Raw genomic sequence first — 24,776 nt, 5'->3', positions numbered from 1 at the left:
TTCCCATGCGCAAGAGCTTCCTCCTCCTTGTCGCGTTGCCCATCGCCTGCGTCGCCACCCCATGGGGGAAGGTCGCGGTCCGGGGCCTTCCCCTCTGCTTCCAGGACGCCCCCGTGCGACTCCCCATGCTCGTGCCGGGCCTTCACCCTTCCCAGGTGGCAAGCACCTTTGGGGCTCCCCGTAGCGGGGGAAGGCGCCATGAGGGGGTGGACCTCTTCGCCCCCCGGAACACCCCCGTCCTGAGTCCCACGAAGGGCGTGGTGATCTCGGTCGGCGAGAACAGCCTGGGGGGACGCACCGTGACGGTCCTGGGCCCCGGCCCGCGTTGGCACTACTTCGCTCACCTCGAAGCCTACGGGAAGGTCAAGGTAGGGCAGCGGGTTCCGGAAGGCTACGCCCTGGGCACCGTGGGCGATTCAGGCAATGCCCGGAGAACGCCCCCCCATTTGCATTACGGGATCTACCGGTTCCCGGGAAAGGCCTTGGATCCGCTGCCGCTGTTGAAGGCAAGCCCACGTTCATCCTTCCGGAAATGAGGAAACAGGCCTAGAGGTCGATAAATCTTTCGGGTTCGAAATCCGGCTCCGTTCGCATTACGCCGATGACCCCCAGATCCTTCCCGGCGATCCGGTAGATCACCCGGAACGGGCGAACGCTGAGGAGTTCCCGGTACGTCTTCCCCAGTTCCGGGATGAAGCGGGCCCTCTCAGGAAAGGCGGCTGCATTTTCAACGGCCTCCATGACTCTGGCGAAGAGGCTCCGGGCGGCTTCCGGGTTCTCGAAGGCGATGCAGGACAACAGCGCGTCGAGGTCCCGTTCCGCGGGATCCGACCAGCGAATCCCGAGGGGTTTCAGGCCCATCGCTTCGCCATCCGGGCCTTCACATCCGCATGGGAACTCACCCGCCCTTCCGTGAAGGCCTGTTCGCCCTTGGAGATGATCTCCAGCAGTTCGAGCCGATGGAGCATACCCTTGTAGGTCGCCACATCCAGCATGACGGCGGCCTCCCTGCCGTGCTCCGTGATGAGCACCGGCACGCGATCGACGCGGAGCTGGTCGATGATCTCGGTGGCATGGCGCTTGATCTCGGTGACGGGCTTCAGCGCGGGCAACATGGCGGGCCTCCACGGCTAGTATTGGTACTTTAGTATCACTTTGGCAAGGGCTCCGCGCTTGAACCTTGGCATTCCCGCGACCTGGAAGGAATTCTCAACCAGACGGCCCACACACCCCTGGGGATGGAGCGCACAGGCTGCTGCCACAATTCCCGATTCTCTGCCTTTGACCCGGCAGCGTCCCACGGGCGTCATGCAGCAAAACGGCCACCCTGTTGGATGGCCGTAAGTGTTGTATTGAGTGGTGGTCCCGGAGCGATTCGAACGCCCGACCCTCAGATTCGTAGTCTGATGCTCTATCCAGCTGAGCTACGGGACCGCGGTGGCTTTCCAGTGTATCGGGTTCTTTGGGAATTTCCACCCTAAATCCTGGGGCGGAAGGGATGGGGTGGGGATGGGCTGTTGGGAGGAGGTCGCTGGAAGGCTTGTGCCGAAAGGGTTTTTTGGGCGCCGATGGGGGGATTCCGGGGTTTGGCGGCTTGGCAAATCTTGGTTGTGGGCATTAAGGACCAGGGAGTAGACTGGAGATCCGTCAATCCCGATCAAAGCCATGCCCACTTTGGCATTTGCCGTGGTCGGGATCTTCGAAATGGGTCGCCCGAGGGGGCCCATCTAGGCCACAATCAAGTCAGAAACAGCGGAAACGTAGTGATGGCGAACATCGTCGGCTTGTTCCACGTTTGAAGAAAACCCAATGCTGCAAAGGAAGTTCAATGAGCGAGCTGACACGTAAGGAAGTGGTTTTCATCCTCAAGTCGGGGAAAAGCTTCCAGCGTACCGACCTCAGCGGCCTGGACTTGCGCGGGTTCGACCTGTCGGGGGCCAACCTTTCGGAGGCCAACCTGGCGGGGACGGTGTTGAACTCGGCCATCCTGCGCGGCGCGGACATGGCGGGGGCGGACCTGCGCCTGGCCAACCTGGACGAGGCGGATCTCGAGGGCGCCAACCTCAGCCGTGCCCAGCTCAAGGGCGTTAACCTCAGCGGCGCGAACCTCACGAAGTGCGACCTGAGCTTCTTCGACGTGCACCAGTACGACGCCACGACCATCCCCAACATGCGCGGGGCGGTGCTCACGGGCGCGGTGCTGGCCGGGGTGAATTTCAGCGGGGTGGACCTCAGCGGCAAGGACCTGCGCGGGGCCGACCTCAGCGGCGCGGATCTGCGCCAGACGGTGCTGGACGGGGCCAACCTGGAGGGGGCGAACCTCTCCCGCTGCGCGCTGCTGGGGGCTTCCCTCAACGGGGCCATGCTGGTGGGCGCGGACCTCACGGCGGCGGTGCTGGGCGGGGCGAGCCTGGTGCGGGCCAACCTCTCGGGGGCGAACCTCACGGACGCCGACCTCCACCTGGCCAACCTCACCACGGCCGACCTGGGCAAGGCGGACCTGAGCCGGGCCAACCTGCGGGGCGCGAACCTGGGCGGGTCGAACCTGTCGGGGGCCGTGCTGCGCTTCCTGGACATCCTGCAGTACGACAAGGGCGACATCCCCGACCTCACGGGCGCCAACCTCAGCGGCGCGGATCTCTCCGGCACCAATCTGCGGGGGATCAACCTCAACCAGGGCAACCTCTCCGGCGCGAACCTCAGCGCGGCGGTGCTGCGCCACGCCACCATGGAAGGCGCGGTGCTCAGCGACGCGGACCTGCACGGGGCCGACCTCTCCGGCGCGAACCTCACGGGCTCGCTCCTGGTGCGGGCCAACCTCTCCTCGGCGCTCCTGGCCGGCGCGGTGCTCAGCGGCGCGGACTGCCACGGCGCGGACCTCAACGGGGCCGACCTGCGGGAGATCAGTTTCGTGGGGGCCAACCTCACCGGCGCCAACCTCACGGGCGCCAGCCTCAGCGGCGCCATGCTGGAGGGCGCGGTGCTCTGCGAGGCCATCCTGGTGGGCGCCAAGCTCCGCCGCGTGAACCTGGGCGAGCGGGACCTGCGCAGGGCGGACCTTTCGGGCGCGGACCTCTCCGCGGCCAACCTCGAAGGGGCCAACATGACCGGCGCCGTGCTGGTGGGGGCGAACCTGGAGGAGACCCAGCTGGGCGGCACCAACCTCACGGGGGCGGATCTCCACGGGGACGACCTGCGCAGCGCGAACCTCTGCGGCGCCGACCTCACCACCGCCAACCTCAGCACCACCGATCTGCAGGGCGTCATCCTCAGCGCGAACCTGAACGGCGCGAACCTGGGCTGGGCCAACCTCAAGGACGCCCAACTGGACCGGGCCATCCTCAAGGGCGTCAACCTCAGCGGCGTGGACCTCAGCGGCTTCGACCTCAAGGGCGCCGACCTCACCGACGCCATCCTGGACGGCGCCAAGCTGGCTTCCGTGAACCTCAACGGCGCGGTCCTCCGGGGCGCCCACGCCATCGGCACCATCCTCAGCGGCGCCAACATGGCCGATGCGGACCTCTCCCAGGCGGATTTCAGCGGGGCCAACCTCCTGGGCGTGGATTTCGAGCGGGCCAACCTGGAAGGCGCCAAGCTGGCCTCCCTGCCCACGGAATCCTGGGGTGAATACCGCACCAACCTCAGCAATGCCAACCTCACCAGCGCCAACCTCACGGGGGCCGACCTCTACCAGGCCAATCTCAATGAGGCCAACCTGAACAACGCCAATCTGTCCAACGCCTCCATGGTGTGGGCGGACCTGCGCGGGGTGGATCTCCGTAAGACCACCCTGGTGGGCACCAACCTCAAGGGCGCCAACCTGGACGGCGCGAACCTGGCCAGCGCGGACCTGCGGGAGACGGTGCTGCGGGACGCCTATCTGGACCGGGCCAACCTCAGCGGCGCCAACCTCAGCGGCACCAACCTGTCCAACGCGGACCTGCGCTTCTGCAACCTCATCGACGCGGCCATGGACGGCGCCAATCTGAGCGGCGCCAACCTGAGCGGCGCCAATCTGGTGTGGACCAACCTCAGCGGGGCCAACCTGGTGCGGGCCAACCTCTCCCAGGCCAAGCTCAGCGGCGCCCACCTGGGCGGCGCGGATCTGCGGGAGACCGATCTCACCGAGACCAACCTCCACGGGGCGAACCTCAGCGGCGCCAAGCGCTGAACCGCCTGGCCACCCAAGGAAAAGCCCCCGGGGACGGGGGCTTTTCCTTGGGTGCGGGGCCGGGTTCAGGCCTTGGTCTTGTTCTCGAAGGCCTTGGCGAAGGGGTCCGGGGCGGTGGCGCCGTTGGCGGCGGGGAAGGGGTGGCGCTCCGCGATGGGCTCGAGGTTGCGGCCGGGGCCGGGGGGAGGAAGGGCCGCCGGAGCGGCGTGGGCGGGGGCGGGCTCGGGGGCGGCCTGGCCGTTCGTGGACCGGGCGACGCCCCGGCGGGTGCAGGTGCCCTGGAGGGTGCCGCCCTCGTCCACCACCAGGGAGCCCAGCTCCACTTCGCCCTCCACGCAGCCGGTGCCGTGGATCTCCAGGCACTCGACGATCCGGAAGATGCCCTCCACCTTGCCGGTGACGATGAGGTGCTTGGCCAGGATGGTGCCGCGCACCATGCCGCTGGGGGCGATGGTCACTTCGCCTTCGCTGGTGATGGTGCCTTCCACGGTGCCTTCGATGCGCAGGTTGTTCTGGCCGGCCACCACTTCGCCCTTCCAGAGGGTGCCCTTGCCGAGAAGGGTGTGGACGGCCTGGGAGGGTTCGGGGCGCTTCTTTTCGCTGAACATGGGGAACTCTCCTCTTTAGCGCAGACCCTTGAGCCATTCGCGCTGGAGGCGCATGTAGGGCTGGGGATTCACGGGCCTGCCGTTGAGCCTCACTTCGTAGTGCAGGTGGACGCCGGTGGCGTTGCCGGTGCGTCCCATGTCCCCAAGGATATCGCCCCGGGACACCTTCTGTCCCCTTTTCACCCGCACGCGGCTCATGTGGGCGTAGAGCGTCTCGACCCGGTCGGAATGGGCGATGACCACGCCGTTGCCGTAGCGGTCCATCCAGCCCGCCTCCACCACCTCGCCGTCGGCCGTGGCCTGGATGGGGGTGCCTTCGGAATTGGTGATGTCGAAACCCGAATGGTAGCCCAGGAGCCCGTCGCCCTGTTCGTTGACCCGGGAGAAGGGGCTCAGGCGGATGCCGAACCCGGAGCTGAGGTAGCCGGCGGTGGGAGGGATGGAGGGCGTGTGGTTCCAGCGGTCGATGATGGGGTCCATGCGGGCCCGCAGGAGCCGGGCCTGGGCGTAGGTGCGTTCCAGGTCGTTGCGGAGCTCGCTCAGCTTCTGGGGGCTGGGGGCGTCCTTGGAAAGGGCTCCGGGGGCGGGCTGGATGGCGGGGGTGGGGTTCTTGGGATCCAGGAGCTTCAGGAGATCCGACATCTGCTTGCGCAGGCTGGTGACCTCCTCGTCCAGGACCTGGGCCTGGTTGAGGCTTTCCCGCAACTGCTCCTTCTGGGTGTAGGTCTCCCGCTGCAGCTGGGTGAAGCTCATGAGCTTCTTGGTGGCCCAGAGGCCGTACGAGGCCCCGATCATGGCCACGGTCCAGATGGCGGCCACGGTGGCCAGGATGCGCACCAGGATGCGGCGCTCCAGGGACCAGCGGAAGGTCCGGTGGGCGAAGACGAACATGACCGTCAGGAACTGCTCCGAATCGGGCCGACTCAGTCTCAGACCTCTTCGCTGGACGGTCTTTTTCATCATAGATCTTTACCCTACTTGGCTTTCCGGGTCGTGTCGAGCGCGGTTTCCCCGGGGCCTCAGGGCATCGCCCGCCCGACAAACCACTCCGCGGCGTAGCCCGTGAAAAAGATCAGGCCCACCAGACTGTTGAGTGTGAAGAATGCGTGGTCGATGCGATCCAGGCGCGCCCCGCGCACCACCCACTGCTCGCGCAGGAGGATGCCGCCCACGAGGCACCAGCCCAGCCAGGGCAGCACATGGGCCTCCATGCGGACATTGAAAACGGCCCAGGAAGCCATGGCCGCCAGGTGCAGGAGCCGGGAAAGGGCCAGGGAGGTGCCCGGGCCCAGACGGCTGGGCACGGAATGGAGGCCCCGGTCCTTGTCGAAATCCAGGTCCTGGAGGGCGTAGATGATATCGAAGCCCGCCGTCCAGGTGAGGACGCCCAGGGCCAGGTAGATCACCGGCTCGTCCACCGACCCGTTCACGGCGATCCAGGCCCCCAGGGGCGCGCCGGCCAGGCTCAGGCCCAGGATCACGTGGGCGAAGGCCGTGAACCGCTTGCAGAAGGAGTAGCCCAGGGTGATGACCAGGGCCACGGGCACCAGCTTCCAGGGCAGGGGACCGAGCTTGCCGGCGGCGAGGCACAGGACGATGATGGCGGTGCCCAGCAGGGCGTAGGCCCCGGCCCGGGTCACCCGCCCGGCGGGCAGGGCCCGGGAGGCGGTGCGGGGGTTCTCCGCGTCCAGGTCCTCGTCCGCCAGACGATTGAAGGTCATGGCGGCCGTGCGCGCGCCCACCATGGCCAGGAGGATGAGCAGGACCTTTTCCAGGGGCGGTGTGCCCCGGTAGGTGGCCAGGCCGCCCAGGAGGGCGAAGGGCAGGGCGAAGACCGTGTGCTCGAACTTGATCATGTCGAGCAGTTCCTTGAACTGGCGTACGGCGCCCGGCCCGGCCGGGGACGCGGGTGCGGCCGCCGGGGGTTCCCCGGGAAGGGGAGGGGGGAGGGATGGCGCGTTTCCGGGTTCGATCACGAACGGTGCTCCTGCGGGTTATCCATTCTGGCGCAGCGGACCCTGGAATGGCACCCGTCGGTTGTTCCTCCGCGCCGGCCCCGGTCCCCATTTTCGGTGTCGATATCAATTTGGTAGTGACATTCTTCGGGATGGATGGGATAGTTCATATCGGTTCGGTAGCAGCACCCGAACGGCCACCCCTCGCCCCCCAAGGAGAAATCATGACGGACGATATCCTGTTCACGCCCTTCACGGTGAAAGGCCTGACCCTTTCCAACCGCATCGTCATGGCGCCGATGACCCGGAGCATGGCGCCGGGCGGCATCCCGGGGGCGGCCCAGGCGGCGTACTACCGCCGGCGCGCCGAAGGCGGCGTCGGACTGATCCTCACCGAGGGCACCGTGGTCCAACGGCCGGCCTCGCGCAATATTCCGGATGTTCCCTTCTTCCACGGCGAGGCCGCCCTGGCGGGGTGGGCGGAGGTGGCCGGGGCGGTCCATGGCGCCGGCGGCCATATCGGCCCGCAGCTCTGGCATACCGGCGCCATCCCGGTGGCCAAGGGGCACAAGGGCTGGGAGCCCGGCGGTCCCGCCGAAAGCCCCTCGGGGCTGGTGGGGCCCGGGGCCCCCCACGGGGTCGCGATGACCCAGGAGGACATCGCCGACACCATCGCGGCCTTCGCGCAGGCGGCCAAGGATGCCAAACGGCTGGGGTTCGACACGGTGGAACTGCACGGAGCCCACGGCTACCTGATCGACCAGTTCTTCTGGCCCGGCACCAATGCGCGCACGGACGCCTTCGGCGGCGCGACGATCCGCGAGCGTTCCCGCTTCGCGGCCGAGGTCGTGCGCGCGGTCCGCGCCGCCATCGGGCCCGACTTCCCCCTGATCCTGCGCGTCAGCCAGTGGAAGCAGCAGGACTACAGCGCACGCCTGGCGACCTCCCCGCAGGAGATGACGGATTGGCTGGCCCCCCTGGTGGAGGCCGGGGTGGATGTCCTGCACTGCTCCCAGCGCCGCTTCTGGGAGCCGGAGTTCCCGGAGATCGACGGGGCCGAGGGCCTCAATTTCGCCGGCTGGGCGAAGAAGCTCACCGGTGCGGCGACCATCAGCGTCGGCTCGGTGGGGCTGGACTCGGACTTCTTCGGGGCCTTCCGGGGCGCCGGTTCGGCCGCGGCGGCCCTGGGCAGCCTGAACGCCCGGATGGAGCGGGAGGAGTTCGACCTGATCGCCGTGGGGCGGGTGCTGATTTCGGACGCCCAGTGGGCGAGGAAGATCCGCGAAGGGAAGCTCCAGGAACTGCGCGGCTTCGTGCCGGAGGACCTGGCGACGCTGTCCTGATCGCCTTCATCCTGTCCATCCCATTTTCATCCCTGTTCCCGCAGGGCCAGAGCAGGGATGGGTCGGCGCACGCGGATCGACCACGCGCCGCCCCACCTCATCGCCGGCCCTGCGGGAACAAGGATGAAATCGGATGAAGGGGATGAAGGGGATCAGCCTTTGACTAGGCCGTTTGCAGGCCCAGGCTCTCCAGGACGCGGGACTGCAGCCCCTCCACGGACAGGGGCTTGTTGGCGATGCCCACGCCGCCGAAGCTGGCCAGGCGGTCCTCGAGCTCGGGTTCCTGGAGGCTGGTCACGACGAGGACCGGGGTGTCCTCCAGGGCCGGCGTGGCGCGGATGGCGCGCAGGAGGGCCTCGCCGGTGAAGGCGGGCATCACGTAGTCCAGGAGGACGAGATCGGGCTTCAGCTCCTCCAGGGTGCGCTTGGTGGCGTAGAGCTCCGCGGGGTCCACCTCCACGGGGCGGAAGCCGAACTTGCGCAGGCAGGTGGCGTGGTAGGCGCGGGCCATGCGGCTGTCGTCGACGACGGCCACGACCCCCTGGCAGGCCAGGTCCCAGCCGTGGTTCAGCTTCAGCCTGCCCTCCAGGAACGCGGTGGCGTCCTGGGCCAGGGCCGTGGGGGAGACGGGCTTGGGGAGGTAGTGGACGTTCCCGCACTGCTGGAGGAAGGTGCCCAGGTCCCGGTCGCCGGCGCGGGTCAGGACGATGATCTTCACCTTGGCCAGGTGGGCGTCCTCCAGGCAGAAGCGCAGGAGGGTCAGGCCCGGGCAGGAGGGCATGACCAGCTCCGTGATCAGGAGGTCCGGCGGGTTCCCGTGGAGGGCCTGGAACACCGCGAACAGGCAGGTGGGTTCCACCACCTCCACCTCGTGCCCCAGGGGCCGGAGGCTGTTGGCCACGAAGAGGCTCGCCGTGGGGTTGTCGTCGACCACCATGATCCTGGCCATCGCTGGCGTTCCTCCCTATGGAGCGGGGGCCCGGGGGGGCATCCCATCGTCGTTGGCCCATGAGCCGGCCAGGGCGTCCGCTCCTCCACGCCTGCTAGGAATTGGACCCTTCCAGTGTATCAGTCCCGGATCTGGATCCGCCTCAGAAAGGGGATGTCCTGCAGGAGCATGGCGGTGCCCCGCACCACGGCCGTCTCGGGGTTCTCCGCCCGGTAGCATGGCAGGTGGGTCTCCTTGCTGATGCGCAGGTCCAGGCCCTGGATCTTGGAGCCGCCGCCCGTGAGGCAGATGCCCCGGTCCACCAGGTCGGCCGCTAGCTGGGGGGGGGTGTCGTTGAGGGCCTTCCGCACCAGGCCGAGGATGGCGGAGACGGGTTCCGCCAGGGCCTCCCGGATCTCCGCCTCGGTGAGGGTGAGGGTCCTGGGCAGGCCCTCGAACTGGTCCTGGCCCGCGATGGTGAGGGTGCGGTCGGTGGGGGTGGGGTAGGCCGAGCCGAGGCCCCACTTCACCTGCTCGGCGGCCGTGGGGGAGATGAGCAGGTTGTATTTTTCCAGGATGTACCGGTGGATGGCCTCGTCCATCTCGTCGCCCGCGATGCCGATGGAATCCGCGAAGACCTTGCCGTTGAAGGAGATGACCGCCACGTCCGTGGTGCCGCCGCCGATATCGACGATCATGCACCCGCGCTTCTCGTTGATGGGGATCCCGGCGCCCATGGCGGCCACCATGGTCTGGTCCACCAGGAAGACTTCGCTGGCCTTGGCGTCGTAGCACACCTGCCTCATGGCGCGCCGGGCGACCTGGTGGGCCATGGGAGGGATGCTCACGACGATGCGGGTCCGGGACCAGGACCGGTGGGGCCGGGCCTTGTGGATGAACGCGCCCAGCATCTTCTCCGCGGCGTCCACTTCGTAGATCATCCCGTCCCGCAGGGGCCGGACGGTGTACACCCCCTGGGGCGTGCGGCCCAGGAGCTGCTTGGCCTCGTCCCCCACCGCCTCCACCTCCTTGGTGCGGGCGTTGAGGGCGACAATAGACGGTTCATAGATGACGACCCGTCCGGCCTGCCGGGTCTGCACCAGCACCGAGGCCGTGCCCAGATCGATGGCCAGGTCCGACGAGAACAGATTGGACCAGAACGGACTTGAGAACACGCTGGGCACGAAAACCTCCTCGGGGTGCTGATCGCCGGGGCGATCGGAAATGGAACCAGCAGCACCTTCACGGTCGTTTTCTGCCTGGCCGCCCCGGGTTGGACCGGGGCTCTGGGAACCATTGTAACCTCGTTGGCGATTGAGCCATCCCCAGGGGGTTGGAAGGGGGCGGCCCGATGGTGTCCTGGTTTGAAAACCCGCTGCTGGCGGTGGCGGTTCTCCCTTTGCTCGGTGGCCTGGTCCTCGCCGTCGTTCCGAGGGGGCGGAGCAAAGCCTTCGAACGGGGGGCTTTGGCGGTGACCCTGCTGGACGTTCTGCTCTGCCTGCCCCTGTGGGCCGGCCTGGACCGGACCTCGGCGGAGCCCCAGTGGGTCACGGTGCTGGAGTGGATTCCCAGGTTCGGGGTCAGGTTCAGCGTCGGCGCGGATGGCATCAGCCTCCTGCTCGTCCTGCTCACCACCCTCCTGGGGTGCATCGCGGTGGGGATCTCGCCCGCCTCCCTCCGGGAGCGGCACAAGGAATTCTACGTCTGGTTCCTCCTCCTCCAGTCCTGCATGCTGGGGGTGTTCATCGCCCAGGATGCGTTCCTGTTCTATGTCTTCTGGGAACTGATGCTGGTGCCCATGTACTGCCTCATCGGAATCTGGGGGGGGCCCCGGCGGCTCTACGCGGCCTTCAAGATGTTCATGTACACCCTGGTGGGCTCGAAGCTCCTTCTCCTGGGGCTCCTGGCCGTGTATTTCCTGCAGTTCGAGGCCACGGGCCGGTGGGACTTCTCCCTGGCCTCCTTCCACGCCATGGCGGGCGTCATCGCGGAGCAGAGCGGGGACTTCCAGACGCTGCTGGCCTTGGCCTGGTTCGTGGCCTTCGCGGTGAAGGTGCCTCTGCTGCCCCTCCACACCTGGCTCCCGGATGCCCACGTGGAGGCACCGGTGGCGGGATCGGTCATTCTCGCGGGGGTGCTCCTTAAAATGGGGACATACGGAATCCTGCGTTTCCTGATCCCCATCTGTTCCGCAGCCACCTTGACGCTGCTGCCGTGGTTCCTGGGCCTCGCCATGGCGGGGGTCGTGTACGGAGCCCTGGTCGCGATGATCCAAAAGGATCTGAAAGCGCTGGTGGCCTATTCCTCCATCAGTCACCTGGGGCTTTGCGCCGCGGGGTTGCTGGCCTTGAATCCCAATGGGATGGCGGGAGGGGTTCTCCAGATGGTCAACCATGGGCTGACCACGTCGGCCCTTTTCCTGCTGGTGGGCGCCCTCCATGACCGGCGGCACACGCGCCTCATTGCCCACTTCGGCGGCCTGGCCCGACCCATGCCTGTCTTCGCCACGGTGTTCCTGATCATGGTCATGGGCAGCATCGGGCTGCCGGGCTTGAACGGCTTTGTGGGTGAATTCGCCATTCTGGTGGGGGTCTTCCAGGTCCACCCCTGGGCGGGGGTGGTCGGCGTGGCGGGCATCGTATTCGGGGCAGCCTACCTGCTCTGGGCCACCCAACGGGTGCTGTTCGGTCCCGTGGAGGGTGCCAACGCGACCCTGGAGGACCTGACCGCCCGGGAACGGGTCTGCTTCCTTCCCCTCCTGATGGCGGCCTTCTGGATCGGATTCTATCCCGAGCCGCTGCTGGCGTTGATTCGCGAACCGGTGCAAAAGGTGGTGAACCAGGTGGTGTCAAACCCGGGAACTCGAAGTGAAAAGTAATAAAATCCAATCCTTGTTGCCCAGGCTCCGCCAACCGGTATGCCGCCCATGACGCCATGGCCACGGCCTGGAACCTCTGCCTGCCCCATGGCACCCTTGGGCATGGAACACCCCGTTCACGACCTCGCGACCCTGCTGTCTTCCCTGGACCCCGAACGCCACGACGGGGTTTACGTCTACACCTTGGTCCACGGCTCCGCACCTCCGGTGGATGCCATCGCCACCTTCCGGGAAAAGGAGGGGCTGACGCTCATCGTGGAGGAGAGGCAGGCGTTGGCGGCGGGCCTGCCCATCCTTTTCCGGGCGGCCTGGATCACCCTCACCGTGACCTCCGACCTCCAGGCCGTGGGGCTCACCGCCGCTGTGGCCGGCGCGCTCACGGCGGCGGGGATCAGTTGCAACGTCATGGCCGGCGCCCGCCACGATCACCTCTTCGTGCCCGTGGAAAGGGCGGAGGAGGCCCTGGCGGCGCTCCGCGCCCTCGGCCAGCCATGACCATCGGCTGGCTTCTCCTGGCCGTGGCGGTGGTGCTGGAGATCGCCTGGGCCCTTTCCCTGAAGTTCATCCAGCAACGACCGGACCCCTTGCTGGTGGTGGGTTCGGTCCTGCTCGCCCTCGTGAACATGGCCCTGCTCTCCCTTTCCATGCGGGGAATTCCTGCAGGCACGGCCTATGCCGTATGGACGGGACTGGGGGCGGTGGGGGTGGCCGTGGGGGGAATCCTCCTGTTCGGAGAACCGGCGGGCTTCGGGCGGCTCTTCTTCCTGGGTGTGGTCCTGGCCGGGGTGGTGGGCTTGAAGCTGGTGGGCCCTTAGGAAGGTGCTTCCCGGGGCGACCCCCGACGGGGGCGCGGAACAGGCCGGGTTCCCTCCCGTGCCCTCAGCCCTCCATGGGGTAGGCCTCCAGCCGCCCGCCTGTGCGCACGTCCCAGAACACCCGCGTCACCGCGATGGTGAGCAGCTGCACCAGGATCACCAGGGCCACGCAGGAGGGCCATCCGCCGAAGCGCCACAGGAATCCGGGCAGTTCGGCGCCGGCGCTGCCGCCGATGTAGTAGCAGGTGACGTAAAGGCCCACGGCCAGGGCCTTGTGGGTGCCGGCGATCATGCCGATGAAGCTGGTGCTGGCGGCCTGGGCCACGAAGACGCCGGAGCAGCACAGCGCCAGGCCCGCGATGACCGCCCAGAGGCTGGGGAGGAGGGTGAGGAGCATTCCGGCCACGCCGGTGCCCATGGCCAGGGCCAGGGCGGCGCGCTGGCCGTAGCGGTCGATGATGTGGCCGCAGGGGGGGGTGACGGCGGCGCCGAAGAGGTAGGTGCAGAAGAGGAGGCTGATGGCCATGGGGCTCAGGTGGAAGGGGGCGCCGGCCAGGTGGAAGGTCACGTAGGTGAAGGTGGCCACCAGGGAGAACAGGACGCCGAAGCCCACGGCGAAGGTGGCCACCAGGGGCGGATTGCGCAGGTGCCCGGCGGCGCCGGAGGCCAGGGACTGGCCCCGGGCGGGGCCGGCGAAGCGCCGTTCCCGGGGGAGCCAGGACTGCAGCACCAGGGTGGACAGGCCCACCATGGCCCCGGTGGCGGCGAAGGCCCAGCGCCAGTTCCAGTGGGTGGCCACGAGGCCGGAGACGATGCGGCCCGTGAACCCGCCGATGACGGTGCCGGTGACGTAGATGGAGAGTGCCCGGCCCACGGCGCCCCCGGCCCACTCCTCCTGCACGTAGGCCACCGTCACCGCGAAGACGCCGGGGGTGAAGAGGCCCTGGAAGAACCGCCAGAAGATCAGCGTGCCCAGGCCCGTGGCGGTGGCGGAAAGGAAGGTGGCCAGGGTGAGCAGGCCCGCGGAGCCCACGATGACGCGCTTGCGCCCGAGGCGGTCCGCCACGGAGCCGATGAGGGGCGCGGCGATGGCCACGCCCAGGGTGGAGGCGGTGAGGGTGAGGCTGACGGTGGCCTTGCCGGCCCTGAAGAGGTGTTCGAACAGGGGCAGCAGGGGCTGCGTGACGTAGAGGCCCAGGAAGGCGCTGAAACCCGCGAAGGCCACGGCCAGGGTCCGCCGGCGTTCCGCGGCCCGGGTCGAGGGGCTTGCTGAAAGCATGGACTGCATCTCCAATCCCTCCCAGTTTACGGCATGTCGGCTTGGTGATCGGGCCCGGCGGGTGCATCCTTGTCCCGGCGGTCCTTCGATCGCCCACACAAGGAGGGCGCCATGCCCGAACCCACCATCGCCCAGAAGGCCCCCGTCAAGGTCGCCGTGGAGGCCGGCAAGACCTACCACTGGTGCGCCTGCGGCAAGAGCCAGAACCAGCCCATGTGCGACGGGTCGCACCGGGGCACGGGCTTCACGCCCATGGCCTACACGGCCGACGTCACGGGCGACAAATGGTTCTGCGCCTGCAAGCACAGCGGCACCAAGCCCCTGTGCGACGGCACCCACAAGAAGCTCTAGCCATGGCGCCCAGGCCCGTGGCCACCCTCGTCCCCGGCCAGCCCACGGAGGACGGCAACCGCGTTCCCCTCACCCGCCTCGTGCCGGGGCGGGGGCAGCGGGGGTCCGACGCCTTCCGGGCCATGGACCCCTTCCTGCTCATGGACCACTTCGGGCCCATGGTGCTGCCCCCGGGCACCGATGCCGGGTTCCCGCCCCACCCCCACCGGGGGTTCCAGACCCTGACGTACCTCATCCAGGGGGCCTTCCGCCACCGGGACAGCACGGGCGGGTCGGGCCTCCTGCGTCCCGGGGGCGCCCAGCTCATGAACGCCGGATCGGGCATCGTGCACGAGGAGATGCCGGTGCCCGAGCACCTGGAAACCGGCGGCCCCATCGAAGGGGTCCAGCTGTGGATCAACCTCCCCAGGGCCCACAAGGCCTCCCCCCCCGGCTACACCGACCTGCAGCCGGAGAATATGCCCTGGAGCGAGATCCCCGGCGGCCGCATCCGCGTCCTCGCGGGCACCTGGGCCGGCATCCAGGGCCCCGCGATCACTCCCGCCCGCATCGCCTACGCCCACCTGGAACTGGAAGCCGGCGCGCGTTTCGAGGCTCCGGTTCCCCCCGGTTGGACCGCGGCCGTGGTGCCCCTGAAGGGCTCCGTGACCGTGGCCGGCACCGAGGTGCCCGCCGACACCGTGGCGCTGCTGGCAGAGGGGGACACCGTCGCCCTGTTCGCAGCCGGTCCCGCCAGCCTCATGCTCCTGGCCGGGGAGCCCCTGGGCGAACCCATCGTGAACTACGGCCCCTTCGTGATGAACACCCCCGAGGAAATCCAGCAGGCCATCGAGGACTACCAGACGGGGCGCATGGGCACCCTCTAGTGTGTAGCGGCAAACCCTAGCTGCCTTGAAACCGTGATGAAGGGGGCTGCCTCAGGTTGAGAGCATCCCCGTTCATCCCATCCATCGGCGTTCATCCGTGCGCCACGAAAGGCGCTTCATCTCCCAGGAGGTCCAAATAAAACAACCTGAGAGATAGCAGCTGTGCTGCATGAGAGATGGGGGTAGGCCCCCCGGGGTCGGGCTGCAGGGCCAGATCCCAAACCACCGGGCGCTGCGTGGGGGTGACACCCCAGGTGGTGAGCGGACCCGGAAAAGGCGGGGGAACCCCCGTCAGGTAGGGACAGGGAAGGCGAACAAAAGTGAACCGCTGATGAGGCGTCGAAAGAGATCAAAAGCCATCGAAACCAGGCTCCGGATGAAGTCCTGGGACCAAGCCCGGAAGGGACCTGCTTACGGTCCGGGCGGTGGCCGGCGTAGAAGCGGCGCGAGCCCTGTCCAGGCTCTTGTGTGGAACGTGGGAACCGAGCGTCCCGATGCCAAGGGAGAAGTCCGAGGGGTAGTCCCCCGTAGGGCGAGAGTACCGAAGCGGGGCGCCGGGGCGGACCGGTCCGTAGTAGCGACGATGCCCGGTAATGCGGGTGGAGCCAAGGGACCGGCCTGTCCGGCTTCAAATGCGGGTCAACCCTCCGGGGGAAGAGCACGTGTCTGAAGCGAAGCCTTACAGCATTTCCAGGGAACAGGTCGCCGAGGCATGGCGTCTGGTCCGGGCCAACCGGGGAGCAGGGGGCGTGGATGGAGAAACCCTGTCGATGTTTGACAAGGATCTGGAGGGCAACCTCTACAAGATCTGGAATCGGATGTCGTCGGGCAGCTACTTCCCGCCGCCGGTGAAGCGGGTGGAGATTCCCAAAAAGGACGGCCGGACGAGACCCTTGGGCATTCCGACCGTGGCGGACCGAGTGGCCCAGATGGTAGCCAAGCAGGTATTGGAGCCTTTGGTGGAACCCATGTTCCACGAGGACTCCTACGGCTATCGGCCGGGTCGTTCGGCACTGGATGCCGTAGCAAAGGCAAGGGAGCGCTGCTGGCGCCTGGACTGGGTCATCGATCTGGATATCAAAGGATTCTTTGATAACCTGCCGCATGACCTGATCCTCAAGGCGGTTCGGCACCATACCGAGTCGGATTCGGCCCTGAAGTGGATCCCCCTGTACGTGGAACGGTGGCTCAAGGCCCCGGCCCAACGGGAGGACGGAACCCTGCAGGAACGGACGGCGGGAACGCCGCAGGGCGGGGTGATCAGCCCATTGCTGGCCAACCTGTTCATGCACTATGCGTTCGATGCCTGGATGGGGCGGGTCTTTCCGAACGTCCCGTTCGAGCGGTATGCCGACGATGCGGTGATCCATTGCGTGAGCCTGGCCCAGGCCAAATACGTCCTGGAAGGGGTGCGCAGGCGATTGAAGGACAAGGGGCTGGAACTCCACCCGGAGAAAACGAAGATCGTCTACTGTAAGGACGATTCGCGCCCGGGGGACCATGACCACACGGCCTTCGACTTCCTGAGCTACACCTTTCGGGGGCGGTCGGTGAAGACCCGGGACGGAAAGCTCTTTGTGGGCTTCAATCCGGCCATGAGCGACAAGGCGAAGAAGGCCGCTCGGGAAGCCATCCGGGAGTGGAAACTGACGACGAAGATGAACACCAAGACCCTGAGCGAGCTTGCCTCGTTCATCAATCCCATCGTCAGGGGATGGGTCAACTACTATGGGCGGTTCCACCGCTCGGAGTGCCTGGAACTTCTCGACTACCTGAATCTGGTCCTGGCCCGCTGGGCCAAACGGAAATACAAGCGGTTCCACCGGGACTGGACGGCAGCCTTTCGTTGGTTGGGCGACATTGCCCACCAGCGGCAAGAAGGGCTGTTCTACCACTGGACCCTGGGAATACGACCTGGAGGCTGGGCAGGACGAGCCGGATGAGGTGAGAGTCTCACGTCCGGATCCGTGAGGGCGCGGGGGGGCAGTTCCCCCGCGCTACTCGACCTGTTTCCGCAGGGCTGACGCAGGGGTGGGCCGGTGCGCATGTTACTCGCCGTCCTTGACCTAAAGGTGGCGCCAACTCCCAGCCATGCTCAAACGGGGATAAACAGGATCCAGGGGAAAAGGCAGGATAAAGAGCGTCAATTCAAACCTGGAGCCAGATCACCGTGATCAACCTATCGATTCAGTACCTGGGGTTTGCCGACACACCTTAGTCGAAGATGCTCCCCCCTGCCGCCACCGACTGCTCCAATCGGGTCAGCCACTTGCGGTCGTGGAGCCGGCGGCGGTGGTAGAGGCGGTAGCGCCACGCCGCCATGCCCAGGCTGATGGCGCAGAGGGCCAGGAGCACGGCGTGGGGGATGTGGTCCTCGGGGAGCTTCCAGGAAAGGAGGGCGGCCGCGGCGGCGGTGAGGGCCGCCAGGACCAGGTCCACCAGGGCCCGGGTGCGCATGGGCCGCAGGTCGTTCCTGTCGATGGCCTTGTGGAGATCCAGGAGAAAGTCCTCCTGCTCCTCCCGGCTCAGGTAGCCCCGGGCCTTCTCGGCTTCAAGCTTCCGGAGCCCCTGGGTGAGCTCTCCGGCGTAGTCGTCCACCCGGGATACCCGCACGTGCAACATCATCCTCGCCTCCCTTGGGGAGGGTGCGGGGAGCCGGGGTTGCTTGGGATGGAATGTCCTGCTGGCTGCCCGGACGCCTTCCCTCACCTTCCAGCATAGTCCCCCCGGAACCCGCCGGAAGGGAACCCGGTCACAGTTCAGCCCTTGTTTTCCAGATTGCGCACCAGGACCAGGGCCTCCCCGTCGCACACCACCCGGCCACCGGGGGCCGTGACGCGGGTGGAGAGGTTCACCAGTTCCTTGGCGGCCCGGAGCCGGGTGATGGCGACGGTGGCGGTGAGGGCTTCGCCGGGGTAGGCGGGGGCGGGGTAGCGCAGGGACTGCTTCATCCAGCCGGTGCCCCGGCCCGGGAGCCGGGTCCCCAGGAGGTCCGAGAACATGCCCCCCAGGAGCGGGCCGGGGATGATGCGGCCCTCGAAGCCCCGGTCCCGGGCGTAGGCGTCGTCCCGGAAGAGGGGGTTGCGGTCCCCGGTGAGGTCGCCGTACTCCTCCAGGTCGGCCAGGGTGAAGGTGCGGGTCTCGCCCACGGAATCCCCCAGGCGCAGGCCGTAGAAGGCCTCGTCCCCGGGTTCGGGGGCGGCGTCGGGCAGGTCCAGGCGGGGCACGGCCACGTCCAGGGGCGCCACCCGGGTGCGCCCGGTGGCGGAGGGCACGGGGGCGCCGCCGGGGCCGGGCTTGGTGACCAGGGTCGCGATGTCCAGGATCCCGCCGGCCTCGCCCTCCACGGCCAGGCTCACGGTGATGGGCTCCAGGGTGTGGGTGCCGTTGGGGAACATGAGGGTCTGCTCAAGCTGCACGGCGCCGGGGCCGGGAATGAGCTCGCCCAGGGCCTTGGCGATGCAGCCGTAGAGCATCATGCCGTGGGCCACGGTGGCGCCGAAGTGGCTGGTGGCGGCGAAGGCCGGATCCACGTGGATGGGGTTGTCGTCCCGGCTGAGCCGGGCGAAGCGGTCGAAGTCCGCCTGCAGGAGGACCCGCGTGTACGAGGCCGTGGTTCCGGTATTCATGCCTGTCCTCCGAATTCCCGCCTCAGCCCGGCCTTGTCCACCTTGCCCAGGGCGTTCCGGGGCAGGGCGGGGACGAACACCACGTGCCGCGGGGCCTTGAAGGCGGCGAGGTGGGCCCTGCAGTGGGCGATGGCGGCCTCGGCGGTCAATTCCGCCCCGGGCTTCAGGGCGAGGATGGCCTTGCCCACCTCCCCCCACCTGTCGTCGGGCACGCCGATGACGGCGGTCTCGGCGACGCACTCCAGCTGGTAGAGCACGTTCTCCACTTCGGCGGGGTAGACGTTCTCCCCGCCGGAGATGTACATGTCCTTGGTGCGGTCCACGATGTAGAAGCACCCGTCCTCGTCCACGTAGGCCACGTCGCCGGTGCAAAGCCATCCGTCCTCGAAGGACGTCGCGGTGGCTTCGGGGTTGTTCCAGTAGCCGGGGGTGATGCCCGGGCCCCGCAGGAGCATCTCGCCCCGCTGGCCCGTGCCCAGGGTGGCGCGGGTGGCGGGGTCCACCACCTTGGCCTCCATGTACATCACGGGCAGGCCCACGGTGCCGATCTTCTTCCGGGCGGTGTCCTCGTCGGTGAGGAAGACGGTGGGGCTGGATTCGGTCATGCCGAAGCCGAAGCAGATGGTGACGCCCTTGGCGAAATAGGCGTCCAGCACGGCCCGGGGCATGGGGGCCCCGCCGGCGCCCCAGGAACGCACCCGGGAGAAGTCCGTGGCCGCGAACTTCGGGTGCTGGGAGAGGAAGAGGTAGATGGCGGGCACCCCGAACATCACGGTGATCCGGCTGCCCAGGAGCTCCAGGGTGCGGTCCACGTCGAACTGGCGCATGATGACGGTGGTGCCGCCGGTCATGAGCATGGGGTTCATGTAGAGGTTCAGCCCGCCGGTGTGGAAGAAGGGGAGCACCGCCAGCAGCACGTCGTCCCGGCGGATGCCGGCGTGGAGCAGGATGTTCACGCAGTTGGTGAAGCACATGCCGAAGGTCTGGACGACACCCTTGGCCTTGCCGGTGGTGCCGGCGGTGTAGAGGAGGTACCAGGGATCGTCGTGCCCGCGCCAGCCCATGCGGATTCGCTCGCCGCTTGCCTCGGCCAGGGCCGCCTCGTAGCCGTCGGCCAGGGCCAGGCCGCGCTCCAGGCCGAAGGCGGCCACCAGGGCCTCGCCGCCGGCGGTGAACTCGAGGCCGTAGACCAGGGCGGCGGGTTTCGCGTCGTCCACGATGGCCTTGAGCTCGTCCAGGGACAGGCGCCAGTTGAGGCCCACGAGGATGAGGCCCGCCTTGGCGCAGCCGTAGAGGATCTCCACGTACTCCGCGGAATTGTGGGCCAGCAGGGCGACCCGGTCCCCGGGCCGGAGCCGCCACCGGTCGCGGAAGAAGTGGGCGCAGCGGCTGGCGCGCCGGTCCAGCTCCAGGTAGGAGAAGGTGCGGCCGGAGTGCAGGTCCTCCAGCGCCGTGTGGTCGGGGAACTGCTGGGCCTGGCGGTGGAGCCAGTCGGGAATGAGCATGGGCGCTCCTATTCCTGGTCGTGCGGGTAGTCGTGGAAATCGCGGAGGAAGGCGTCGACGCCCTCGATGGCTTCGGGCCGGGCCACCAGGTCCAGGAAGTGCCTGCGTTCCCCCTCCAGGGCGGCGGCGAGCGCGGCCCGGTCCCCCCAGAGCAGGTCCTTGGCCGCGCGCAGGGTGCCCGCCGGGAAGGACGCGAGCCGCTGGGCGGTGGCCGTGGCGGTGTCCAGCAGGGCGTCGGCGGGCACCACCTCCGTGGCCAGGCCCCATTCCACCGCGTCGTCGGCGCGGATGGTGCGGTTGAGCATGAGGGCCGAGGCGGCGCGGCGCAGGCCCGCGAGGCGGGGCGCCAGGGCCGTCCAGCCCCCGTCGGGGCCGAAGGCGGCGGTGGTGTAGTGGGCCTTGAGGGCCACCCTGGGGGTCAGGTAGACGAAATCCGCGGCCAGCACCAGGCCCAGGGAACCCCCGGTGACCAGGCCGTGAACGGCGGCCACCACGGGCTGGGGCAGGTCCACCAGGGCCAGGATGGCCTCGTTGAGCAGGCCCACCAGGCGGGAGGAATAGGCCTGGAGGTCGCCCCGCTCCCGCTGGAAGCGGCGCATGTCCCCGCCGATGGAGAAGGCGGGCCCTTCGGCGGCGAGCACCACGGCCCGCGCCCGCGGATCGTCCCGCACCTCGCCGAGGGCGCCCAGGAGCGCTTCGAGCAATTCGGGCACCAGGGCATTGTGCATGCCGGCGCGGCACAGGGTCAGGTGGGCGATCCCCCCGGCGACTTCCAAACGGACAAGGCTCATGGCGCGCTCCGGACCCTCGCGCGAAGCCTGCCCACGATCCCCGTGGGGAACTTGTACACGCTCAGGATGAAAAGGATCCCCAGCCACAGCATCCAGCGGTCCGGGGCCAGGAGGTTTCGCAGGAACGGCACGCCGCTGGCGGCGGTGCTGCCCAGCTTCATGAGGTCCTGCAGGTAGTTCTGGGCGATGAGGAAGAGCGTGGCGCCCACCACCGAGCCGTACATGGTGCCCATGCCCCCGATGACCACCATGAGCAGGATATCGATCATGATCTCGAAGGACAGCGATGTGTCCGGGCCGTTGTAGCGCAGCCACAGGGCCAGCAGGCACCCCGCGAGGGTGGCGAAGAGGGCCGAGAGGACGTTGGAGACGGTGCGGTACACCACGGTGCGGTAGCCCAGGGCCTCGGCCCGGAATTCGTTCTCCCGGATGGCCTGCAGCACCCGCCCGAAGGGGGAGTTGACGATGCGCAGCATGACCAGGAACAGCACGAGGGTGACGGCCACCAGAAGGTAGTAGGAGATGAACTTGCCGTCCAGGTAGGCGCCGAGGAAGGGGGCCTCCCGCAGGGAGAAGCTGGGCTGCAGGAGGGTGGGCACCTTGAAGCTGAGGCCGTCCTCGCCGCCGGTGAGGTCCGAGAGCTGGGAGGCGAGTGTCAGGAAGGCGGTGGCCACGGCCAAGGTGATCATGGCGTAGAACATGGCCTTCACCCGGAGGCTGAAGAGGCCGATGACCAGGGAAAGGACCATGGAAAGCACCAGCGCCAGGGCCACCCCCGCGGCCACCGCTCCCCAGGTGGGCCCCAGGTGGGTGAGGGCGATGGCGACGCCGTAGGCCCCGATGCCGAAGAACATGGTGTGGGCGAAGGAGACGATGCCGGTGTAGCCCAGGAGCAGGTCGAAGCTGGACACCAGGACGATGAAGATGCAGATCTTGGCGGCGACGTTCAGGGACTTGGCGCCGGAGAAGAGGAAGGGCGTGAGAAGCAGGCCCGCCAGGATGAGGAGGAGGAGGACCGTGAGGACGCGGCTGCGGGGCAGGTCGCCGGAGAACAGGCTTCGCAGGATCATCGGTTCACCACCGGGTAGAGCCCTCTGGGCCGCCACACCAGGACGAGCACCATCAGCAGGATGTTGGAGAAGAGGGCCACCTTGGGGGCCAGGAAGCCGGTGTAGTTGGCCATGAGGCCCACCAGCAGGGCCCCCAGGAAGCAGCCCCCCACTGAGCCCAGGCCGCCGATGATGATGACGATGAAGAGCAGCACGTTGACCTGGCTGCCGATCTGGGGGGTCACGCCCTGCTGGTAGAGGCCCCAGAGCACGCCGCCCAGGCCCGCCAGGGCCGAGCCCGCGATGAAGACGCCGATGAACAGCCGCTTGATGCGGTAGCCCATGCTCTCGACCATCTCGCGGTCATGGACCCCGGCGCGGATCAGGAGGCCCACCTTGGTGCGGGTGAGCACCCAGTAGAGGGCTGCGAAGACCAGGAGGCCCACCACCACCGCGGCGATGCGGTACTTCTCCACCGCGGCCTCGCCGAAGATGAGGGAGCCGCGGAAGGCCGCGGGCAGGGGCAGGGGCTGCGCCTCGGGGCCCCACACGACCTTGATGAGCTCCTCGCCCACGATCATGCCGCCCATGGTGATGAGGATCTGCTTCAGGGGCTGGCCGTACACGGGGCGGATGATGATGCGCTCGTAGGCCAGGCCCACGATGCCCGCCACCGCCATGGCCGCCAGCACCGCCGGGAGCACCGCCCCCAGGTTGCGCAGGAGGCTTTCGCTGGTGGTCCAGGCCGCCATGGAGCCCAGGACGGTGGTGGCCAGGAAGGCCCCCAGGGTGATGAAGACGCCGTGGCCGAAGTTCAGCACGTCCATGAGGCCGAATACCAGGGTCAGGCCCGAGGCGATGATGAAGATGATCATGCCCATGGCCAGGCCCGCGAAGGTGAGGGTGACCCAGGTGGACAGGGAGCCGGTGAGGGGCAGGGCCGCCAGGGCCAGGACGGGCACCAGCAGCAGGGGGATGCGGTCCTTCCTGACGGCGGGCAGGGCCTCGGCGGCGGGGACCGGGGTGGCGGGAGAACTCATCTGCGCTCCTTGATCATTGATGGGCTCCCAGGGAAAGGCCCAGCAGGTCCTGCTGCAGCTTCTCGTCCTCGGCCAGGGCGGCCATGGGGCCCGCGTGGACCACGCGGCCGTTGTCCATGACGGCCACCTGGTCCCCGAGCTGCCGCGCGAAATTGAAGTTCTGCTCCACGAGCAGGATGGTGGTGTCGGTCTGCTTGAGTTCCCGGAAGGCCGCGATCATGTTCTGGATGATGGCGGGGGCCAGGCCCTTGCTGGGCTCGTCGATGAGCAGGAGCTTGCGGGGCTCCACGATGGCCCGGGCCACGGCGAGCATCTGCTTCTGGCCGCCGGAGAGGAGGCCCGCGGGATGCTGCCAGAACTTCTTAAGGGCCGGGAAGAGGCCGAAGATCCATTCCAGGCGCGCCGCGTCCACCTCCTCCACGCGCCGGGCGCCCCGGGCGGCCAGGGTCATGTTCTCGCGCACCGTGAGGTCGGCGAAGATGCCCATGTTCTCAGGGACGTAGGCGATGCCCCTGCGGGCGATGTCGGGGGTGGCCAGGGCGGAGATGTCCGCGCCCTCGAAGGTCACGGCCCCCCTGGAGGCGTTCCAGAGGCCCATGATGGTGCGCAGGGTGGTGGTCTTGCCGGCGCCGTTGCGGCCCAGCAGGACGGTCATCTCGCCGTGGGCGACCTGGAGGTCCACCCCCTGGAGGATGTGGTAGGCGCCGATGTGGGTATGGACCCCGTCGAGCTTCAGGAGCGGGTTCGTCATTTGGCCACCTCGATGCCCAGATAGGCTTCCTGCACGATGGGGGAGGCGATGACCTCCGCCGGGGCGCCGTCGGCCACCAGGGCCCCGTTGTGCAGGACGATGATGCGGTCCGAGAGTTCGCGGACCACGTCCATCTTGTGCTCCACCAGGAGGATGGTCTTGTCGCTGCGGGCCTTGAGGCCGCGGATGAGGTCGAGGATCACCGGGACCTCGTCCACGCTCATGCCCGCGGTGGGCTCGTCGAACATGAAGACGTCCGGCTCCAGGGCCATGAGGATGGCCACCTCCAGCTTGCGCTGGTCGCCGTGGGGCAGGGCGGCGGCGGCCCAGTCCCGCTTCCCGGTGAGGGCGACGGTCTCGAGCACCTCCTCGGCGCGGCCGATGAGTTCCCGGTGGCTGCTCCAGATGCTCCAGAGGTTGAGCCCCAGGCCGGCCCGGGACTGCACCGCCAGGCGGATGTTCTCCAGCACCGTGAGGTAGGGGAAGAGGTTCGTGAGCTGGAAGGCGCGGCCGATGCCGCGGCGGCTCCGCTGGGGGGCGGAGGCGGAGCTGATGTCCTGCCCGTGAAGGAAGACCTTTCCGGCCGTGGCCCTGAGCTGGCCCGAGACGAGGTTGAAATAGGTGGTCTTGCCGGCCCCGTTGGGCCCGACGATGGCTGTCAGCGTGCCGGGGGCGAACCCGCAGGACACGGCGTCGACGGCCACGTGGCCGCCGAACCGGATGGTCAGATCTTGGGTTTCAAGGGCGAAGGTCATTGATGCTCGTGGGGGGAAGGCGCCCGGGGCCGCTTCGCGGGACCGGCGGCGAGGGGGGGTCG

The 24,776-nt window shown here is 68.1% G+C and carries 25 protein-coding genes and 1 tRNA gene; 9 read left to right on the top strand and 17 right to left on the bottom strand.

Annotated features, from left to right (window positions below; all coding sequences use genetic code 11):
* The first annotated feature begins 5 nt into the window (after positions 1 to 5).
* Complete coding sequence (locus R2J76_RS21610; RefSeq protein WP_394366761.1) at positions 6 to 536, top strand: M23 family metallopeptidase; 531 nt, start codon at positions 6 to 8, stop codon at positions 534 to 536.
* A gap of 10 nt (positions 537 to 546) precedes the next feature.
* Here R2J76_RS21610 and R2J76_RS14650 read toward each other — a convergent pair whose 3' ends face one another.
* The 3 genes from R2J76_RS14650 to R2J76_RS14640 form a co-directional block, all read right to left on the bottom strand.
* Positions 547 to 861, bottom strand: a complete 315-nt coding sequence (locus R2J76_RS14650; RefSeq protein ID WP_316412378.1) for a type II toxin-antitoxin system RelE/ParE family toxin — start codon at positions 859 to 861, stop codon at positions 547 to 549.
* On the bottom strand, positions 852 to 1,115 hold the full coding sequence (locus tag R2J76_RS14645; protein WP_316412377.1) for a type II toxin-antitoxin system Phd/YefM family antitoxin: 264 nt from the start codon (positions 1,113 to 1,115) through the stop codon (positions 852 to 854). The genes R2J76_RS14650 and R2J76_RS14645 overlap by 10 nt, the downstream gene beginning before the upstream one ends.
* 242 nt (positions 1,116 to 1,357) lie before the next feature.
* Positions 1,358 to 1,434 (bottom strand) — tRNA-Arg (locus R2J76_RS14640).
* Between the two features lie 394 nt (positions 1,435 to 1,828).
* Here R2J76_RS14640 and R2J76_RS14635 point away from each other — a divergent pair.
* Positions 1,829 to 4,171: a pentapeptide repeat-containing protein gene (locus tag R2J76_RS14635; protein ID WP_316412376.1), complete on the top strand. Its 2,343-nt coding sequence runs from the start codon at positions 1,829 to 1,831 to the stop codon at positions 4,169 to 4,171.
* A 65-nt stretch (positions 4,172 to 4,236) separates the two neighbouring features.
* Here the strand turns inward: R2J76_RS14635 and R2J76_RS14630 are convergent, their stop codons facing one another.
* From R2J76_RS14630 to R2J76_RS14620, 3 genes are all read right to left on the bottom strand, one after another.
* Positions 4,237 to 4,779 (bottom strand): bactofilin family protein, encoded by a 543-nt coding sequence (locus tag R2J76_RS14630; RefSeq protein WP_316412375.1) that lies wholly within the window; start codon positions 4,777 to 4,779, stop codon positions 4,237 to 4,239.
* Positions 4,780 to 4,794: 15 nt separating this feature from the next.
* Positions 4,795 to 5,259, bottom strand: a complete 465-nt coding sequence (locus R2J76_RS21605) for a M23 family metallopeptidase (protein ID WP_394366840.1) — start codon at positions 5,257 to 5,259, stop codon at positions 4,795 to 4,797.
* Between the two features lie 539 nt (positions 5,260 to 5,798).
* Positions 5,799 to 6,755 (bottom strand): UbiA-like polyprenyltransferase, encoded by a 957-nt coding sequence (locus R2J76_RS14620; protein ID WP_316412373.1) that lies wholly within the window; start codon positions 6,753 to 6,755, stop codon positions 5,799 to 5,801.
* A gap of 203 nt (positions 6,756 to 6,958) precedes the next feature.
* Here R2J76_RS14620 and R2J76_RS14615 point away from each other — a divergent pair, with 203 nt between their 5' ends.
* The gene (locus R2J76_RS14615) at positions 6,959 to 8,077 is read left to right on the top strand and encodes an NADH:flavin oxidoreductase (RefSeq protein ID WP_316412372.1); all 1,119 of its coding nucleotides are present in this window, start codon (positions 6,959 to 6,961) and stop codon (positions 8,075 to 8,077) included.
* A gap of 163 nt (positions 8,078 to 8,240) precedes the next feature.
* Here the strand turns inward: R2J76_RS14615 and R2J76_RS14610 are convergent, their stop codons facing one another.
* Both R2J76_RS14610 and mreB read right to left on the bottom strand, forming a co-directional pair.
* A complete protein-coding gene (locus R2J76_RS14610) occupies positions 8,241 to 9,026 on the bottom strand; it encodes a response regulator (RefSeq protein ID WP_316412371.1) in 786 nt (261 codons plus the stop codon).
* A 119-nt stretch (positions 9,027 to 9,145) separates the two neighbouring features.
* Positions 9,146 to 10,189 (bottom strand): rod shape-determining protein, encoded by a 1,044-nt coding sequence (gene mreB, locus R2J76_RS14605; RefSeq protein ID WP_316412370.1) that lies wholly within the window; start codon positions 10,187 to 10,189, stop codon positions 9,146 to 9,148.
* Positions 10,190 to 10,356: 167 nt separating this feature from the next.
* Here mreB and R2J76_RS14600 point away from each other — a divergent pair, with 167 nt between their 5' ends.
* From R2J76_RS14600 to R2J76_RS14590, 3 genes are all read left to right on the top strand, one after another.
* Positions 10,357 to 11,883, top strand: coding sequence for a complex I subunit 4 family protein (locus R2J76_RS14600; RefSeq protein ID WP_316412369.1), 1,527 nt, complete (start codon positions 10,357 to 10,359; stop codon positions 11,881 to 11,883).
* A gap of 102 nt (positions 11,884 to 11,985) precedes the next feature.
* Positions 11,986 to 12,378, top strand: coding sequence for an ACT domain-containing protein (locus R2J76_RS14595; protein ID WP_316412368.1), 393 nt, complete (start codon positions 11,986 to 11,988; stop codon positions 12,376 to 12,378).
* Positions 12,375 to 12,698 carry a DMT family transporter gene (locus R2J76_RS14590; protein WP_316412367.1) on the top strand — a complete coding sequence of 108 codons (324 nt, stop codon included), beginning with the start codon at positions 12,375 to 12,377 and terminating at the stop codon, positions 12,696 to 12,698. The genes R2J76_RS14595 and R2J76_RS14590 overlap by 4 nt, the downstream gene beginning before the upstream one ends.
* A 64-nt stretch (positions 12,699 to 12,762) precedes the next feature.
* Here the strand turns inward: R2J76_RS14590 and R2J76_RS14585 are convergent, their stop codons facing one another.
* Positions 12,763 to 13,977, bottom strand: coding sequence for an MFS transporter (locus tag R2J76_RS14585; RefSeq protein WP_316412366.1), 1,215 nt, complete (start codon positions 13,975 to 13,977; stop codon positions 12,763 to 12,765).
* Positions 13,978 to 14,088: 111 nt separating this feature from the next.
* Here R2J76_RS14585 and R2J76_RS14580 point away from each other — a divergent pair, with 111 nt between their 5' ends.
* From R2J76_RS14580 to ltrA, 3 genes are all read left to right on the top strand, one after another.
* Entirely contained in the window at positions 14,089 to 14,328 is a 240-nt protein-coding gene (locus tag R2J76_RS14580; RefSeq protein WP_316412365.1) for a CDGSH iron-sulfur domain-containing protein, read from the top strand.
* 2 nt (positions 14,329 to 14,330) lie between these two features.
* The gene (locus tag R2J76_RS14575; RefSeq protein WP_316412364.1) at positions 14,331 to 15,194 is read left to right on the top strand and encodes a pirin family protein; all 864 of its coding nucleotides are present in this window, start codon (positions 14,331 to 14,333) and stop codon (positions 15,192 to 15,194) included.
* A gap of 662 nt (positions 15,195 to 15,856) precedes the next feature.
* The gene (gene ltrA / locus R2J76_RS14570; RefSeq protein WP_316411877.1) at positions 15,857 to 17,137 is read left to right on the top strand and encodes a group II intron reverse transcriptase/maturase; all 1,281 of its coding nucleotides are present in this window, start codon (positions 15,857 to 15,859) and stop codon (positions 17,135 to 17,137) included.
* Positions 17,138 to 17,408: 271 nt separating this feature from the next.
* Here ltrA and R2J76_RS14565 read toward each other — a convergent pair whose 3' ends face one another.
* The 8 genes from R2J76_RS14565 to R2J76_RS14530 form a co-directional block, all read right to left on the bottom strand.
* A complete protein-coding gene (locus tag R2J76_RS14565; protein WP_316412363.1) occupies positions 17,409 to 17,819 on the bottom strand; it encodes a hypothetical protein in 411 nt (136 codons plus the stop codon).
* Positions 17,820 to 17,953: 134 nt separating this feature from the next.
* A complete protein-coding gene (locus R2J76_RS14560) occupies positions 17,954 to 18,823 on the bottom strand; it encodes a MaoC/PaaZ C-terminal domain-containing protein (protein WP_316412362.1) in 870 nt (289 codons plus the stop codon).
* The gene (locus tag R2J76_RS14555; RefSeq protein ID WP_316412361.1) at positions 18,820 to 20,328 is read right to left on the bottom strand and encodes an acyl-CoA synthetase; all 1,509 of its coding nucleotides are present in this window, start codon (positions 20,326 to 20,328) and stop codon (positions 18,820 to 18,822) included. Before R2J76_RS14555 ends, R2J76_RS14560 begins: the two co-directional genes overlap by 4 nt.
* Positions 20,329 to 20,336: 8 nt before the next feature.
* On the bottom strand, positions 20,337 to 21,119 hold the full coding sequence (locus R2J76_RS14550) for an enoyl-CoA hydratase/isomerase family protein (protein ID WP_316412360.1): 783 nt from the start codon (positions 21,117 to 21,119) through the stop codon (positions 20,337 to 20,339).
* The gene (locus tag R2J76_RS14545) at positions 21,116 to 22,189 is read right to left on the bottom strand and encodes a branched-chain amino acid ABC transporter permease (RefSeq protein WP_316412359.1); all 1,074 of its coding nucleotides are present in this window, start codon (positions 22,187 to 22,189) and stop codon (positions 21,116 to 21,118) included. The genes R2J76_RS14550 and R2J76_RS14545 overlap by 4 nt, the downstream gene beginning before the upstream one ends.
* Positions 22,186 to 23,208: a branched-chain amino acid ABC transporter permease gene (locus R2J76_RS14540; protein ID WP_316412358.1), complete on the bottom strand. Its 1,023-nt coding sequence runs from the start codon at positions 23,206 to 23,208 to the stop codon at positions 22,186 to 22,188. The genes R2J76_RS14545 and R2J76_RS14540 overlap by 4 nt, the downstream gene beginning before the upstream one ends.
* 13 nt (positions 23,209 to 23,221) lie before the next feature.
* A complete protein-coding gene (locus R2J76_RS14535; RefSeq protein ID WP_316412357.1) occupies positions 23,222 to 23,959 on the bottom strand; it encodes an ABC transporter ATP-binding protein in 738 nt (245 codons plus the stop codon).
* Positions 23,956 to 24,714 carry an ABC transporter ATP-binding protein gene (locus tag R2J76_RS14530; RefSeq protein WP_316412356.1) on the bottom strand — a complete coding sequence of 253 codons (759 nt, stop codon included), beginning with the start codon at positions 24,712 to 24,714 and terminating at the stop codon, positions 23,956 to 23,958. Before R2J76_RS14530 ends, R2J76_RS14535 begins: the two co-directional genes overlap by 4 nt.
* Positions 24,715 to 24,776: the final 62 nt, after the last annotated feature.

This window comes from Mesoterricola silvestris (assembly GCF_030295405.1).
GTDB lineage: Bacteria > Acidobacteriota > Holophagae > Holophagales > Holophagaceae > Mesoterricola > Mesoterricola silvestris.
Note: the sequence above shows the minus strand (reverse complement) of the source record. Positions and strands in the feature narration are given on the sequence as shown.